A 14,675-nucleotide genomic window follows, 5' to 3' on the forward strand; every position below is an offset into this window, starting at 1 on the left:
TTCTGGCGCTTGGCGGTAATAGGCTGGTCCGCGTGACCACCGTGCCCGATAAGGAACGTCTGCTGGCCCAGGTCGGTTTCGCCGTGGAAATCGACAAATTGAAGCGCGTGCTGCGCCGCAACACCTTGATGGACGGCTCCCGCAGGGAGAACGACGCCGAGCACTCGTGGCACCTCGGGATGCTGGCCATGGTCCTCGGCGAGCACGCGCCGCCGGGCACGGACCTCGGCCGCGTCACCGCGATGCTGCTCGTCCACGACATCGTCGAGATCGACGCGGGCGACACGTTCGTCTACGACGTGGCGGCGGTCGAGGTGCAGCGGAAGGCCGAGCGCGCGGCGGCCGACCGCATCTTCGGGCTTCTCCCCGCGGACCAGACGGTGACGCTGCGGGCCCTGTGGGACGAGTTCGAGGAGCGGGTCACGCCCGAGGCCAGGTTCGCCAGGGCTCTCGACCGGCTGGCGCCGATGCTGGCCAACCACCACACCGAGGGCGGCAGCTGGGTGCGGCACGGGGTCACGATCGAGGAAGTGATGGAGAAAGTCGAGATCATCCGGGAGGGATCGCCGGCGCTGGGCGCCTACGCGACCGAGATCGTCGAGCTGTCGGCGGCCCGCGGCCACCTGGCTCGCGGCCACGCGTAGCGCTCTTCACGGTGTTCCCTCCGGGTCTTAGGGGTACGTCCCCTAGGGCGAGAGGGGGCGAAAGTGGAGGAAACTTCGAAGTCCATCAACTCGCGACGCCGTCGAACGATCAGGGAGTCCCTGGGTCTGGGCCCCATGACGTTGCCGGTGAAGGTCACCGAGCGCCTTGAGCACGTCAGGGCGGGTGACCAGGTGATCACGCGGCTGGCCAAGACGGTCCGCCGCAGGCTCCCCCTCGGGAGCCGGATAAGGGACCTGTTGCACGGCGTGCCGACCGGGCATCCCCTGCATCCCCCGCTCGCGACCGTCACCCTGGGCTGCTGGACGGCGACGGCCGTGCTGGACGTCATCGACGCCGACCCGCGCGCCTCGCAGGCCGTGCTGGCGACGGGCATCGCCGGAGCCATCCCCACCGCCGCGGCCGGGATCACCGACTGGTCGGTCCTGCACCTCGGGCAGCAGCGGGTGGGCTTCGTGCACGCGCTGGTCAACCTGACCGCGCTCGGCCTGTACTCCGGTTCCCTGCTGGCGAGGCTGGCCGGGAACCACCGCGCGGGGCGCGCCCTGGCGTTCGCCGGGCTCGGCGCGGCCGGCGTGGGCGGCTATCTGGGCGGCCACCTGGCGTACCGCATGGCGGCCGGGCCCACCCACGCCGAGCCGACGACCCATCTCGTGCCGCTCGGATGGCACGACCTGTGCCGGCTGTGGGACCTGCCCGACGGGCGTCCCGTCCCCCGGCGGCTCGGCTACATCCAGCTCTTCGTGCTGCGCCACGGGGCACAGGTGAAGGTGCTCGCCGACCGCTGCTCGCACTTGGCGGGCCCGCTGCACCAAGGACGGCTCAAGCTGGAGAACGACGAGGCGTGCGTGGTGTGCCCGTGGCACGGCAGCACCTTCCGGCTGGAGGACGGCGCGGTCGTCCACGGCCCGGCGACGTCGCCGCAGCCGTCGTTCGAGGTCAACGTGCGCGGCGACGGGCTCGTGCAGGTGCGCCCGCGCCCGGTCTGAGCCTTCCGGCCGCCCGGCGCCTCATCCGCCGTCGCGGTCGGCCGCCGGATGCTCCACCAGGGCCAGGATGCGGCTCGCCATGAAACGCGCCGTGCGCACGGGCGTGCCGCTCCTGGTCACCTCGCTCACCTCGACCAGGCCCCTGCGGGTCGCGACGTCCACGCGCCGGCCCGCCTTCGTCGCGACGACCTCGTACGTGCGCGGTCCGAGTGTCCCGCCCGCGTCTATGACGATCTCGACCCGGTCACCCTTCATGTCCAGGTAAATACCCACTTGCGGTCCTGGTTATCCGTACACCAGTTTGACTATCGCGATGACGCCGACGCAGACGATCACCGCTCTCAGCACCCGCGGCGGCAGCCTGCGGCCGATCTTGGCCCCGACGAAGCCGCCCACCAACGTGCCGAGGGAGACGAAGAGCACGGCCCACCAGTCGACCGGGGCGATCACCGTGAACAGGACGGCGGCCGTGAAGTTGACCAGCAGCGACAGCAGGTTCTTCGCGGCGTTGACGCGCTGCAGGTGCTCGTCGAGGAAGATGCCGAGCAGGCCGACCAGCACCACTCCCTGCGCCGCGCCGAAGTAGCCGCCGTAGACGCCCGCGGCGAACACGCCGAGCCACAGCCACGCCCCGCCGTCCACGCGCGGGTCGTCCTGGCGGGCCGACAGCCAGGCCTGCAGGCGGGGCTGGGCGACGACGAGCACGCACGCCAGCGCGATCAGGACGGGGACGATCACCCGGAAGGCCTCGGCGGGCAGCAGGAGCAGCAGGAAGCCGCCGGCCAGCGAGCCGAGCACCGAGCCGACGCCGAGCCGGAGCAGGCGCCGCCGCTGCCCCGCGAGCTCCGGGCGGTAGCCGAGCACGCTGGACACGCCGCCGGCCACCATGCCGATGTTGTTGGACACGTTCGCCACGATCGGCGGGTACCCGAGGGCGACCAGGGTGGGAAAGGTGATCAGCGAGCCCGAGCCCACGACCGCGTTGATGGCTCCCGCCGCCAGCCCGGCCGCGAGGATCGCGGCGACCTCCCACGGTGTCACGACCTCACCCTTCCTGGAGACTCCGCCCGATGCTAGGCCGTCGGCCCCGGCGCGGCGCGCGGCAGGGTGCCCCGGGAGGCATCCGGGAGGTCAGGGGACGGGGGCGCGGCCGGGTCAGCGGGCCGGAGGAGCGTCCTTCGGGCGGCGGTCGAACAGGCCGCCCAGCCCTTCCAGCGCCTTGCCCATCTCGGACGGGACGATCCACACCTTGTTGGCGTCGCCCTTGGCGATCTCCGGCAGCGTCTGGAGGTACTGGTAGGCGAGCAGGTTCTGGTCGGGGTTGCCCTCGTGGATCGCCCGGAACACCATCGAGATCGCGTCGGCCTGGCCCTTGGCCCGCATGGCCTGCGCCTCGGCGTCCGCCTGCGCCCGCAGCACCGCGGCCTCCGCCTCGCCGCGCGCCTTCAGCACGGCCGCCTGCCGCTCGCCCTCGGCGGTCAGGATCGCCGCCTGCTTCTGCCCCTCGGCCGACAGGATGGACGCGCGCTTGTCGCGGTCGGCGCGCATCTGCTTCTCCATCGAGTCCTGGATCGAGGCGGGCGGGTCGATGGCCTTGAGCTCGACCCGGTTGACGCGGATCCCCCACTTGCCGGTGGCCTCGTCCAGCACGCCGCGCAGCTCGGAGTTGATCTCCTCACGGGAGGTCAGCGCGCGCTCCAGGTCCATGCCGCCGACGACGTTGCGCAGGGTGGTGACGGTGAGCTGCTCGACGCCGGTCAGGAAGTTGGCGATCTCGTACGTCGCGGCCTTGGGATCGGTCACCTGGAAGTAGATGACGGTGTCGATGGACACCACCAGGTTGTCGGAGGTGATCACCGGCTGGGGCGGGAAGGAGACGACCTGTTCGCGCAGGTCCACCGTGGTCTTCACCGCGTCGACGAACGGCACGACGACGTTCAGCCCCGGCGTCAGCGTGCGGTGGTAGCGCCCGAGCCGCTCCACGATGTACGCCCGCGCCTGCGGCACGATACGGACGGTCCGATACAACGCGAACCCGGCGATGGCCACCACGACCACGGCCACGACCAGTTGAGTCATCACGGCACTCCGCCCGACGGTTGCGAATATGTCTGGGCCGGAATGATATTTGGTTTATTGCCGCTATTGCCGGAACTCACCGCAAAAACGACACAGAGCGCCGTTCATCTCATCCAGGGAGGGCTCGGGCGTACCAGCGGCCTTCGGGGCTGCGTTCCAGGCTCAGGGGGACGCCGAAGGTGCGCGAGAGGTTGTCGGCGGTCATGACGTACTCCAGGGGGCCCTGGGCGACCACCGCGCCGTGGCGCAGGAGCAGGACGTGCGTGAAACCGCTCGGCACCTCCTCGACGTGGTGGGTCACCAGGACCATCGTGGGCGCCGTGGCGTCGTAGGCCAGCGTCGACAGGCGCCGCACCAGGTCCTCGCGGCCGCCGAGGTCGAGGCCGGCGGCCGGCTCGTCCAGCAGCAGCAGCTCGGGGTCGGGCATCAGCGCGCGGGCGATCTGGACCCGCTTGCGCTCGCCCTCCGAGAGCGTGCCGAACCTGCGCCTGATCAGGTGCGCCGCCCCGAGCTGGTCGATCAGCTCGACGGCGCGCGTGACGTCGCCGGAGTCGTAGTCCTCGTTCCACCGCCCGAGGATCGCGTACGAGGCGGTGAGCACGAGATCGATGACCTTCTCGTCGGAGGGCACCTTCTCGGCGATCGCCGAGCTGGCGAGGCCGATGCGGGGCCGCAGATCGAAGACGTCCGTCTGGCCGAGCCGCTCGCCGAGGATCTCGGCCGTGCCCTCGCTCGGGTACATGAGGGCCGCCGCGACCTGGAGGAGCGTCGTCTTCCCCGCGCCGTTCGGCCCGATGACGACCCAGCGCTCGTCCTCCTCGACGGTCCAGTCGATGCCCCGCAGCAGGGCCGCGCCATCTCTGCGGACGGCGACGTCCTGGAGCCGAAGCACCTGACCACCCATCCCCACTACCTCCCTGACATAGAACCCGGGCGGCCCGGTCACCCCGGAACCACCCGGCTTCACCGCGCGGGTGCCCCCGCCCGATGCCTCCGGACCAAACCTATTGCAGCATCAACGCATATCGTGGATCGGTGCACCCCGATTCACCGATCTCCGCCACCTTGGTCGCATGGGGCAATTCTTGGCTTGCCGGACATGTCGGCCTGGACGAAGCAGTGGACCGGCTGGAGCGCGTCGCGGGACCTCACGTCGTCTCCGTTGAGGGAACAGAGACCCCGCTGCGCGTGTTCCTCGCCGACCTCCGCGCCGAGGGCGTGACCGGACTGCGCCTCTCCCTGCCCGTCGCCGGCGACCCGCTCGGGCTGACCGGCCCTCCCCCGTTCACCATGGCCGCCGTGGACGCCGGCGAGGCGGCCACGGCGCTGCTCACCGGCGGCTGCGTCGGCCTGGTCCCCGCGCCCGACCGCCGCGGATCGTCCTACACCGGCATCCGTTGGACGGCGATGCCCGCCTCGCCGGCCCCGCCCGACGTCCCCGCCCTCGCCGAGGCCGAGCACGCCCTCACGCTGGCGATGCGGTCGGCCACCGACGCCCTGCTCGCCGTCGAAGGGCCGGGCGGCGGCCCGCCGTCGATCGCCGCCGGCGGCGAGGGACTCGCGCCCGGATACCCGGGCCGCGCCCACCGCGTCGCCGCCCTGACCGGGCGGCTGGCGGCGGTGCTGCGCCTGGCCGACGACCGCGGCCTGACCGCCGGGCAGATCGCCACGCGCGGCCAGGCCCTGCGCGAGCTGGACCGCGCGGTGCGGCGGGCCCGCGTGGCCGCCCACAACGCGCTCCTGGAGGGCCGCCCGGCCCCGCTCGGCACGCCTCCGGGCGGCTCCCGGCCCTGACCGCCGCCCGGCCGTCCTAGGCCAGGCCATGGCGCACCGCGTAGAGCGCCGCCTGGGTGCGGTCCTGGACGCCGAGCTTCATCAGCACGTTGGAGACGTGGGTCTTGACGGTCTTCTCGGCGACGACGAGCTCCCTGGCGATCTCGCGGTTGGACAGGCCCGAGGCGATCAGCGCCAGCACCTCGCGTTCCCGCTCGGTCAGCACCGCGATCGGCTCGGGGGCCCGCCCGGCCTCCGCGCCGGGACCGGCCAGCATGGCGTCGGCCGCCTCGGGCGCGAGCAGCACCTGGCCGCCGTGGACCGCGCGGATCGCCTGCACCAGCGCCGCCGGGTCGACGTCCTTGTAGAGGAAGCCCGCGGCGCCCGAGCGCATGGCGGGCGCGACGTCCCCCTTGTCGCTCACCGACGTCAGCACGATGACCCGCGCCCCGACGCCGCGCTCGGCCAGCCGCCCGAGCGCGGCGAGGCCGTCCAGCACGGGCATCTTCAGGTCGAGCAGCAGCACGTCGGGGGCCAGCGAGGCGGCCAGCTCGACGGCCTCGGCGCCGTCCGCGGCCTCGCCCACGACCTCCAGGTCGTCCTGCAGGCCGAGGAACGTGCGCAGCCCCTGGCGCACGACGGGGTGGTCGTCGGCGATCAGCACCCGGATCACGCGGGGACCTCCAGCAGGACGGTGGTGCCCGCGCCGGGCTCCGAGGACACGCGCAGCGCCCCGCCGGCCTCCTCGGCGCGGTCGCGCATCGAGACCAGGCCGAGCCCGCGGACGGGCGCGTCCACGTCGAAGCCGTCGCCGTCGTCGCTGATCTCCAGCGTGAGGCGCGACCCCGGCATGCTCAGCCGCACGGCGATGGAGGACGCGCCGGCGTGCCTGAGCGCGTTGTGCACGGCCTCCTGGGCCACGCGCAGCACGGTGACCTCGGTGGCCGCGGGCAGGTCGCCCGCCTCGCCCGCGGCGCTGAACGAGACGGTCTCGGGGTTGAGGCGGTCGAGCAGGGCGACGTGCTTGCGCAGGGCCTCCACGAGGCCGTGCCGGTCCAGCTCGGCCGGGCGCAGCTCGACGATCACGGCCCGCAGCTCGGCCAGCGCCTCGCCCGCCAGGCGCTCCACGCGCTCGATCTCCGCCAGGGCGCGCCCGGGGTGCCCGTGGACCAGGGACGCGGCGGCCTGGGCGGTGAGCCGCAGCGAGAACAGCTTCTGCGTCACCGCGTCGTGCAGCTCGCGGGCCACGCGGGTGCGCTCCTCGACGACCGTGAGCTCGCGCCCGCGCTCGTACAGGCGCGCGTTGGTCAGGGCGATGGCGGCGTGCGCGGCGAACAGGGTGAGCAGGTCCTGGTCATGGGAGGTGAAGCCGCCGGGGGTGCGCTTGTTGGACAGGAAGATGATCCCGAGCACCTGGTCGCCGTCCCGGATGGGGACGCCGATGAAGTCCTTCAGCACAGGATGCGCGCTCGGCCACCACTCGAACCGCGGGTCATCACGGATGTCGGGCAGGCGCACCGGGGTGGCGTCGCGGAGCATCGCGGCGAGCATGCCGTGCTGGCGGGGCAGCGGGCCGATGGCCTCCCACTGCCGGTCGCTGACGCCCTCGGCGACGAACTCGGCGAACGAGCCGTCCTCGTCGGGCACGCCGAGCGCGGCGTACCGCGCGCCGAGCAGAGCCCTGGCCGAGCGGACGATGACCTGCAGCACCTCGCGGACCGACAGGTGGCGCGTGACGGCCAGCACCGCCGAGCTGACGGCGTGCAGGACGGCGTCGCGCTCGCCGCACGGTTCCGAGGTCACGCCCACACTGTAGGCGGGCGCGCCGGGCACGGGGCCTCCGCCGTTGGTCCTAGGCCCATGAGCGCAGGACGGAGCCGGTCGCGGGCCCGATGTCCCGGCGGCGGCGCGCTCCTAGCGTCGGGGCATGACCGATGACACCCCTTCCACCCCGCGGCGCACGGCGCTGGTCACGGGCGCCTCCCGCGGCCTCGGACTGGCCCTCGCGCGGGAGCTGTCCGCCCGGGGCTGGCAGCTCATCATCACCGCGCGCGGCGCCGCCGACCTGGAGAATGCCGCGCTTGAGACCGGCGCCACCGCCGTGCCCGGCGACGTGACCGACCCCGCGCACCGGGACGCCCTCGCGCGGGTCGCCAACGACTTCGGCGGCCTGGACCTGCTGGTCAACAACGCCGGGACGCTCGGCGCGGTCCCGCTGCCGCCGCTGGCCGCCTATCCCCTGGACGTGCTGGCCGACGCCGTGCGGGCCAACGTGATCGCGCCGCTGGCACTGATCCAGGCGACGCTGCGCGGGCTGCGCGAGCGCGGCGGCGCGGTCGTCAACATCACCTCGGACGCGGCCGTCGAGCCCTACGAGGGCTGGGGCGGGTACGGCCTGACCAAGGCGGCGCTCGACCAGCTCTCGCGCGTGCTCGCCGTCGAGGAGCCGGGCGTGGCCGTCTGGTCGGTGGACCCGGGCGAGATGCGCACGCGCATGCTGGCCGACGCCGTGGGCGAGCAGGAGGCCGCGGGCGCCGACGACCCCGAGGTCGTGGCGCCGTTCATCGCCGACCTGGTCGAGCGGCGGCCGGAGAGCGGCCGGGTGAGCCGGTGATCGCCTTCGAGCTGCCCAGGACCCGCGAGGCCCACGAGCCGCCGGAGGCCCGCGGCCTGGCCCGCGACCACGTCCGGCTGATGGTCTCCAGCACCGAGACCGGCGAGGTCACCCACCACACGTTCACCGACCTGCCGGAACTGCTGCGGCCGGGAGACCTGCTCGTCGTCAACGACTCGATCACCCTGCCCGCCGCCGTGCCGCTGGACCGGCTGGCGGTCCACTTCTCCACCGCGCGCGAGGACGGTTCGTGGCTGGTGGAGCTGCGCCGGCGCGTGGGAGGGGTCACGGCGCCCTATCCCGGGGGCGCGCCCGGCGAGTGGCTGCCGCTGCCGGGCGGCGCGACGCTGCGGCTGCTGCAGCGCGAGACGCCGCGGTTGTGGCGTGCCGCGCTGGACCGGGACGTCCCCGGGTACCTGGCCGAGCACGGGCTGCCCATCCGGTACTCCTACGTGCCGCGGGAGTGGCCGCTGGCGGCCTACCAGACGGTGTTCGGCGTGCGCCCCGGCAGCGCGGAGATGCCGAGCGCGGGGCGGCCGTTCAGCCACGAGCTGGTGACCGCGCTGGTCAGCCGGGGGATCCTGGTCGCGCCGATCACCCTGCACACCGGCGTGGCCTCGCCGGAGAAGGACGAGCCGCCGTACCCGGAGCGGTTCGAGGTGCCCGAGCACACCGCGCGCCTGGTGAACCAGGCCGAGGGCCGGGTGATCGCCGTCGGGACGACGGTGGTGCGGGCGCTGGAGACGGCGGCGCTCGGAGCGCCGCACGGCAGGGTGCGGGCGGCGGCGGGCTTCACCTCGCACATCGTCACCCCGGCCGAGGGCGTGCGCGCGGTGGACGGCCTGATCACGGGGCTGCACGAGCCGAAGTCCAGCCATCTGATGATGCTGTCGGCCATCGCCGGAGAGGAGCTGCTTTCCCGGTCATATGAGGAGGCGCTCGGCGAAGGCTACCTATGGCATGAATTCGGAGACGTCCACCTGATCACCTCGGGTAAATTTCCAATAAAGTGACACACAAGGACATTACAAGTCCGCCGCCCCATGATGGGTCAGTCGTTCAGTCACCTCTACGGGAGTTCTCACCCATGCGTCGGTACCTCTCCGCTTGTGCCGCTCTCACCGTGGCCGGAGCCCTGGCGGGCGCCTCGCTGGCCGCCCCGGCCTCGGCGGCCACCACCACGGCCGCCTCCGCACAGCACACGGCCACCACCACCCAGGCGGCCGCCAAGCCCCAGTCGCCGCTCTACACCCGCATCGTGTGGAACAAGGCGGTGCGCCGCGGCGGCACGATCACGTATTCGGTCAAGAGCACCAACCAGGGTGAGTGGGCGACCGACGTGGCCGGCCTTTTCGCCAAGCTTCCCCGGGGCGCGAGCAAGATCCGCGTGGTGAGCAGGTCGAAGGCGTTCTGCGAGGTTTCCGGCCGCGATCTGTTCTGCCTTTATGACACCCTCAACTCGGGCCGCTCGGCCTCGCTCAAGGTGAAGGTGTGGCTGAAGAGGAGCACCAGGGGCACGGCCGTGGCCGAGTTCGGCCACTTCTCCATCGACGTCCCCGCGGGCGTGGACATCACCAACGAGGAGGAGCTGAACAAGCTCGACATCCAGAACCAGATCAACTGGAAGACGTTCAAGACCAGGATCGTGCGCTGAGCCGGGCGGGCGCGCCACGTCGCGCCCGCCGCCCGCTCGCAGAGGCGGCCACCGTCCCGACGGTGGCCGCCTCGTCGTGTTCCGGGGCGCCGGGCCCGAGTACGGAAATGCGGTCGGGTAATTGCGGCAAAACGCTGTGTGATACATGCACGCGAGAACCGTGACGCTGGCGGCGCGCGGACTTTTCCGCCCGGGCTTTCCGTCACCGCCCGCTCACACCCGCAGCGCGCGGCCGCCCCTTCCTCGCTATAGGGGCGGTCCACATTCGCATCACGATATGCGGGTAAATGGTAAATAAGGTGTGACGCGCCCGGTAGATCATGATAGAAACGTGCCGTTTACGTGCGGGCTTCGCTGACGAGCCTCCGGAAGCTCCGGCGCGGCCGCACGCGCGTCCGACGGGACTCCTCGTCCCATCGCCGGGAGACCCCGTCTCCCGGCCCACGCACCCACGTCCGACGCCGTGGAGCCCTGCGCTCCGCGGCGTGCCGTTCCGCGCGCTCGCGTGCCACGGGAACGTTCCCGAGCGCGTGGTCCCGGTCCTGTCCCCCACCCCCATGGAGAATCCCTATGCGTCACCCGCTCGCCAAGATCGCGGCAACGGCCGTCGCCGTTCCGCTGGCGGGAGCCCTGATGTTCGCCGCGCTCCCGGCCTCGGCCGCGACGAGCGCGAAGAGCGGCACCGTCACCGCGACGGCCAAGGCCGCCGGTGAGGACCCGTACTCCGCGTTCTCGGTGACGGTCACCGGGCCCAAGAAGGCCAAGCGTGGCGGTGAGATCACCTACCGCATCAAGGGCGTCAACAACGGCCCCTGGACCGCCGACGACTACTACCTCGGCGGCACGCTGCCCAAGAACCTCCGCGGGCCGGTCTACTACGACGGGCCGAAGGGCACCAAGTGCGGCTTCTTCCCCGACGGCTTCTGGTGCTGGCCGCCGTACGCGCTGGAGAAGGGCGAGAGCACCTGGCTGACCATCACCGTCCGGCTGAAGAAGGGCGCCACGGGCACGGCCACGGCCAAGCTCGGCGTCAACACCTGGAACTGGCCGACCGGCGCGGAGGACCTGAGCCGTGACGAGCTCAGGCGGATCGGCGTCAAGGGCTGGTACTTCACCAAGCCGGTGAAGACCAAGATCGCTCGCTGAGCACACCGGGGGGAGGGCCCGTCCGCCGGGCGGCCCTCCCCCCGGGCGTGAGCGCCGGTCCCGCTACGCCGCGACCAGCACGTCGTGGCGGCGGGGAGAGTCCCCCGACACCGTGGCGTGCGCGATGCCCGCCAGGGAGCGCCGCGTCGCGCCGCCCGCGGGCGCGTAGGCGACCTGCGGGAACATCGTCACCTCGACCACGAGGCCGCGGGCCGCGATCACCCGCCGCAGCGACGCCAGCAGCGTGTCGTCGCCCACGAACGCCGGCCCCGTCGCCGGATCGCTCCCCTCGTCGCGGAACCGCAGCCGGACCGGCCGCACCGGCGCGCCCGCGTCGATCGCCGCCTGGAACATCGCCGGGCGGAACGGCCCCATCGCCCTGCCGCACGTGGTCGTGCCCTCGGGGAAGACCGCGACGTCGTGCCCGGCGCGCAGCGCGCCCGCGACGTCCCGCACGGTGCCCGGCAGCGTCGAGAGCCGCTCACGGTCGATGAAGATCGTGCCACCGGCCGCCACCAGCCGGCCCAGCACCGGCCAGCGGGCGATGTCGCTCTTGGCCAGCGGCCTGCACGGCGTGATCGCGGCCACCACCAGCGGGTCCAGCCACGACACGTGGTTGGCCACCAGCAGCGCGCCGCACGTCCCGGGATCGGGCGCCACCGGGGCCGGGGACGCCGCCGAGCCGCCCAGCACGCTGAACCCCTGCGCGACCTCCAGCCGGATGCCGAGCACCCGCAGCAGCAGCCGGGCCCAGCGCATGGTGATCCGCCCGCGCCGCCGCTCCTCGAACCGGCGGGCCACCAGCGACCAGGGGACGCCGCCCGCCACGACCCCGAGGGCCCCGAGCACGCGCAACGTCCGCCGGACCGGGCCCGCCGTCCTCGCGGGAGGCCGGACGCAGCCGCCCACCGTGCACGCGGCGACGGGGAGCCAGCTCACGCGGTCACCCCGAGGAAGTGCCGCAGGTAGCGGACGTCCACGTTGGCCAGCGACAGCAGCACGAAGAAGTCGGCCGTCCCGAAGTCCGGGTCGTGGGCGGGAGCGCCGCAGACCCACGCGCCGAGGCGCAGGTAGCCGCGCAGCAACGGCGGGACCGCGAATTTTCCCGGCCGGGCCACGCCCGTGTCCCGCCACATCCGGTGCGGCGTCACCCGGTACTTCGCGGGGCCCAGCGGGACGTTGTCCACCACGCCCGCGGCCGCCGCCCCTCCGTCGTCCAAGGGGATCGAGCAGCACCCGCCGAGCCAGCCATAACCGCCACTCACCATGTAGTGGGCGATCCCCGCCCACATCAGCCCGATCACCGCGCCCCCGCGATGGTCCGGGTGCACGCACGTGCGCCCGGCCTCCACCAGGCCGCCCCGGATGCCGGAGAGCGCGGAAAGGTCGAACTCGCCGTCGGAGTACAGGCGGTCGGCACGGCCCGGCGCCAGCATCCGATAGGTGCCGACCACCGTGTCGCCCTCGCGCACCAGCAAGTGGTCGCAGTAGGCGTCGAACCTGTCCACGTCCAGCCCGGAGACCGGCGAGTCCAGCCGGGCGCCCATCTCGCCGGCGAAGACCTCGTACCGCAGCCGCTGCGCCGCGCGCAGGTCGGCCGGCGTCCTCGCCAGCCCGAGCGTGTACCGCCCGCGCGCGTCGGTCAGACCTTGCTCGGGAAGCCTCGCGGCTCCCGGAACGCCCGCCAACGGCGGGAGGGCGGAGGTGGGGGGATCCGCCGGTACGGCGGCCCGCGCGGAGCCGTTACCGCCGTGGACACGGTCGGTGAAGACCTGGGTCATGGCATGCCTCCTCATGTGGCACACCCATGAAGACATGCGGAGATGGCTATCTGCCGTCCGTATGGTGAACCGCTTACGCGTTCACTCTGAGCGGTCGGTAGCGTTGTCCGCGATGAAGCAGCGCACGCTTTTGATCACGCTCACCGGTCCCGACCGGCCCGGGGTGACGTCCCGCTTGTTCGGCACGCTGGCGTCCTTCCCCGTGAACGTCGTCGACGTCGAGCAGGTCGTCATCCGCGGCCGCCTCGTGCTCGGCGTTCTCGTCATGTACGCGGGCGGGCCGCCGACCGGCACCGGCGGCACCCTCGGCGCCATGTGGGCCGCCGTCGAACGCGTGGCCGAGGACCTCGGCATGGAGGTCGAACTCGCCACCGGCACCGACACCAAGGAAAAACGCCGCAGGGGACGTCTCCACGTGACCGTCCTCGGCGAGCCGCTCCAGCCCGCGGCGCTCGCCGGCATCGCCGGTCGCATCGCCGCCGCGGGCGCCAACATCGACCGCATCGAACGCCTGGCCCACCTGCCGGTCACGTGCATCGAGCTGGAGGTCTCCGGCGCCGACCCGGCCGCGCTGCGCCACGCGCTCGCCGCCGAGGCCGTCCTCCAGCAGGTCGACGTCGCCGTCCAGCGCTCCGGGCTCCTCCGGCGCACCAAGAAGCTGATCGTCATGGACGTCGACTCCACCCTGATCCAGGGGGAGGTGATCGAGCTGCTGGCCGCCCACGCCGGGTGCATGGACGAGGTCGAGAAGATCACCTCGGCCGCGATGCGCGGCGAGCTCGACTTCGCCGCCTCCCTGCGCGAGCGGGTGGCCCTGCTCGAAGGGCTCCCCGCCGACGCCTTCGAGGCCGTGCGGCAGGAGGTCGTGCTCACTCCGGGCGCCCGCACGCTCGTGCGCACGCTCAAGCGCCTGGACTACCGCTTCGCCATCGTCAGCGGCGGCTTCACCCAGATCACCGACGCGCTGGTGGAGGAGCTCGGCATCGACTACTCGGCCGCCAACACCCTGGAGGTCGTGAACGGCAAGCTCACCGGCCGCGTCGTCGGCGAGATCGTCGACCGTCCCGGCAAGGCGCGGGCGCTGGAGCGGTTCGCGCGGCAGGCGGGCATCCCGATCAGCCAGACCGTCGCCATCGGGGACGGCGCCAACGACCTCGACATGATCGGCGCGGCGGGGCTCGGCATCGCCTTCAACGCCAAGCCCGTGCTGCAGGACGCGGCCGACGCCGCCGTCAACGTGCCCTACCTGGACACGATCCTGTACCTGCTCGGCATCTCGCGCGAGGAGGTCGAGGCCGCCGACGCCGAGGACGGCCTGGCGGCTCCCGGCCCGGCCCCGGCCTGACCCCGCGGCGGCGCTCAGCCGCTCCTGCGCGTCCCTGGACGGCCAGGCCCGCCTAGGCCGTCCACGGGTGCCCGGGCGGCGCTCAGTCGTCCTTGGGCCTCCAGCGGTGCACCACGCGGCCGTCCCCCGGGCCGAGGCCCGCCCAGCCGTCCGTCTCCAGCACCGCGAACGCCCCCGGCGGGAAACCCTCGTCGTCGTGCGACAGGGACAGGTTCAGCACCAGCTCGTGCACGCCCGGGTTGTGGCCGACGAGCAGCAGGGTCGAGACGTCCTCGTCGGTCCTGCCGATGAGTTCGAGCAGCTCGTCGGGGTACGCCTCGTAGATCTCGCTCTCCAGGTGCAGCGGAGCCGAGGGCGCCAGGTCCGCCAGGGCCAGCTCGGCGGTCTGCCGGGTCCGCAGCGAGGGCGAGCAGAGCACCAGATCGGGAGACAGCCCCAGCGACCTCAGCGTCCGCCCCGCACGCCCGGCGTCGCGCTCGCCGCGCCCGGTCAGGGGGCGCTCCCTGTCCGCCAGCCCGGGCACGTGCGCGGCCTTGGCGTGTCTCAGGACGATCAGCGTGTTCATCTCCCCAACTATCCCATTACACGCGTACGGCCACCGCCCAACCCGGGCGGTGGCCGTACGTCTCGT

Annotated in this window: 17 protein-coding genes; 8 read left to right on the forward strand and 9 right to left on the reverse strand. The window is 72.8% G+C overall.

The annotated features are described in order from the left end of the window. Positions 1-32 precede the first annotated feature (32 nt). Both BJ981_RS06280 and BJ981_RS06285 read left to right on the forward strand, forming a co-directional pair. On the forward strand, positions 33-644 hold the full coding sequence (locus BJ981_RS06280) for an HD domain-containing protein (protein ID WP_184608880.1): 612 nt from the start codon (positions 33-35) through the stop codon (positions 642-644). 135 nt (positions 645-779) lie between these two features. Next, positions 780-1,652 (forward strand): Rieske (2Fe-2S) protein, encoded by an 873-nt coding sequence (locus tag BJ981_RS06285; RefSeq protein ID WP_184608882.1) that lies wholly within the window; start codon positions 780-782, stop codon positions 1,650-1,652. A 21-nt stretch (positions 1,653-1,673) separates the two neighbouring features. Here BJ981_RS06285 and BJ981_RS06290 read toward each other — a convergent pair whose 3' ends face one another. The 4 genes from BJ981_RS06290 to BJ981_RS06305 all read right to left on the reverse strand — a co-directional run bounded on the left by BJ981_RS06290 (position 1,674) and on the right by BJ981_RS06305 (position 4,635). Next, positions 1,674-1,925: a DUF8836 family protein gene (locus BJ981_RS06290; RefSeq protein WP_239139328.1), complete on the reverse strand. Its 252-nt coding sequence runs from the start codon at positions 1,923-1,925 to the stop codon at positions 1,674-1,676. A 12-nt stretch (positions 1,926-1,937) separates the two neighbouring features. Next, entirely contained in the window at positions 1,938-2,693 is a 756-nt protein-coding gene (locus BJ981_RS06295) for a sulfite exporter TauE/SafE family protein (RefSeq protein ID WP_184608883.1), read from the reverse strand. A gap of 114 nt (positions 2,694-2,807) precedes the next feature. Then, positions 2,808-3,731: an SPFH domain-containing protein gene (locus BJ981_RS06300; RefSeq protein ID WP_184608885.1), complete on the reverse strand. Its 924-nt coding sequence runs from the start codon at positions 3,729-3,731 to the stop codon at positions 2,808-2,810. A 109-nt stretch (positions 3,732-3,840) separates the two neighbouring features. Then, positions 3,841-4,635, reverse strand: a complete 795-nt coding sequence (locus BJ981_RS06305) for an ABC transporter ATP-binding protein (RefSeq protein WP_184608887.1) — start codon at positions 4,633-4,635, stop codon at positions 3,841-3,843. 83 nt (positions 4,636-4,718) lie between these two features. Between BJ981_RS06305 and BJ981_RS06310 the strand changes: the two genes are divergently transcribed. After that, entirely contained in the window at positions 4,719-5,525 is an 807-nt protein-coding gene (locus tag BJ981_RS06310) for an Rv1486c family protein (RefSeq protein ID WP_504747768.1), read from the forward strand. A gap of 16 nt (positions 5,526-5,541) precedes the next feature. On the opposite strand, the gene BJ981_RS06315 is transcribed toward BJ981_RS06310, so the two are convergent. Together BJ981_RS06315 and BJ981_RS06320 are read right to left on the reverse strand one after the other, a co-directional pair. Continuing rightward, entirely contained in the window at positions 5,542-6,177 is a 636-nt protein-coding gene (locus BJ981_RS06315; RefSeq protein ID WP_184608890.1) for a response regulator, read from the reverse strand. Next, a complete protein-coding gene (locus BJ981_RS06320) occupies positions 6,174-7,307 on the reverse strand; it encodes a GAF domain-containing sensor histidine kinase (protein ID WP_239139326.1) in 1,134 nt (377 codons plus the stop codon). Before BJ981_RS06320 ends, BJ981_RS06315 begins: the two co-directional genes overlap by 4 nt. 124 nt (positions 7,308-7,431) lie before the next feature. Here BJ981_RS06320 and BJ981_RS06325 point away from each other — a divergent pair, with 124 nt between their 5' ends. The 4 genes from BJ981_RS06325 to BJ981_RS06340 all read left to right on the forward strand — a co-directional run bounded on the left by BJ981_RS06325 (position 7,432) and on the right by BJ981_RS06340 (position 10,918). Further along, the gene (locus tag BJ981_RS06325) at positions 7,432-8,118 is read left to right on the forward strand and encodes an SDR family NAD(P)-dependent oxidoreductase (RefSeq protein WP_184608892.1); all 687 of its coding nucleotides are present in this window, start codon (positions 7,432-7,434) and stop codon (positions 8,116-8,118) included. Further along, positions 8,115-9,131, forward strand: coding sequence for an S-adenosylmethionine:tRNA ribosyltransferase-isomerase (locus BJ981_RS06330; protein ID WP_184608893.1), 1,017 nt, complete (start codon positions 8,115-8,117; stop codon positions 9,129-9,131). The genes BJ981_RS06325 and BJ981_RS06330 overlap by 4 nt, the downstream gene beginning before the upstream one ends. A gap of 74 nt (positions 9,132-9,205) precedes the next feature. After that, on the forward strand, positions 9,206-9,772 hold the full coding sequence (locus tag BJ981_RS06335; RefSeq protein WP_184608895.1) for a hypothetical protein: 567 nt from the start codon (positions 9,206-9,208) through the stop codon (positions 9,770-9,772). A 570-nt stretch (positions 9,773-10,342) separates the two neighbouring features. Next, positions 10,343-10,918 (forward strand): DUF11 domain-containing protein, encoded by a 576-nt coding sequence (locus BJ981_RS06340; protein WP_184608897.1) that lies wholly within the window; start codon positions 10,343-10,345, stop codon positions 10,916-10,918. A 63-nt stretch (positions 10,919-10,981) separates the two neighbouring features. Here BJ981_RS06340 and BJ981_RS06345 read toward each other — a convergent pair whose 3' ends face one another. Both BJ981_RS06345 and BJ981_RS06350 read right to left on the reverse strand, forming a co-directional pair. Then, positions 10,982-11,857 carry a lysophospholipid acyltransferase family protein gene (locus BJ981_RS06345; protein ID WP_204070341.1) on the reverse strand — a complete coding sequence of 292 codons (876 nt, stop codon included), beginning with the start codon at positions 11,855-11,857 and terminating at the stop codon, positions 10,982-10,984. After that, positions 11,854-12,699: a GNAT family N-acetyltransferase gene (locus BJ981_RS06350; protein ID WP_184608899.1), complete on the reverse strand. Its 846-nt coding sequence runs from the start codon at positions 12,697-12,699 to the stop codon at positions 11,854-11,856. Before BJ981_RS06350 ends, BJ981_RS06345 begins: the two co-directional genes overlap by 4 nt. A 112-nt stretch (positions 12,700-12,811) precedes the next feature. Here BJ981_RS06350 and serB point away from each other — a divergent pair, with 112 nt between their 5' ends. Continuing rightward, a complete protein-coding gene (serB, locus tag BJ981_RS06355) occupies positions 12,812-14,044 on the forward strand; it encodes a phosphoserine phosphatase SerB (RefSeq protein WP_184608901.1) in 1,233 nt (410 codons plus the stop codon). Between the two features lie 82 nt (positions 14,045-14,126). On the opposite strand, the gene BJ981_RS06360 is transcribed toward serB, so the two are convergent. Beyond that, complete coding sequence (locus BJ981_RS06360) at positions 14,127-14,609, reverse strand: SixA phosphatase family protein (RefSeq protein ID WP_221314660.1); 483 nt, start codon at positions 14,607-14,609, stop codon at positions 14,127-14,129. Between the last annotated feature and the right edge of the window lie 66 nt (positions 14,610-14,675).

Origin of the sequence: Sphaerisporangium krabiense (genome assembly GCF_014200435.1) — a bacterium.
GTDB lineage: Bacteria > Actinomycetota > Actinomycetes > Streptosporangiales > Streptosporangiaceae > Sphaerisporangium > Sphaerisporangium krabiense.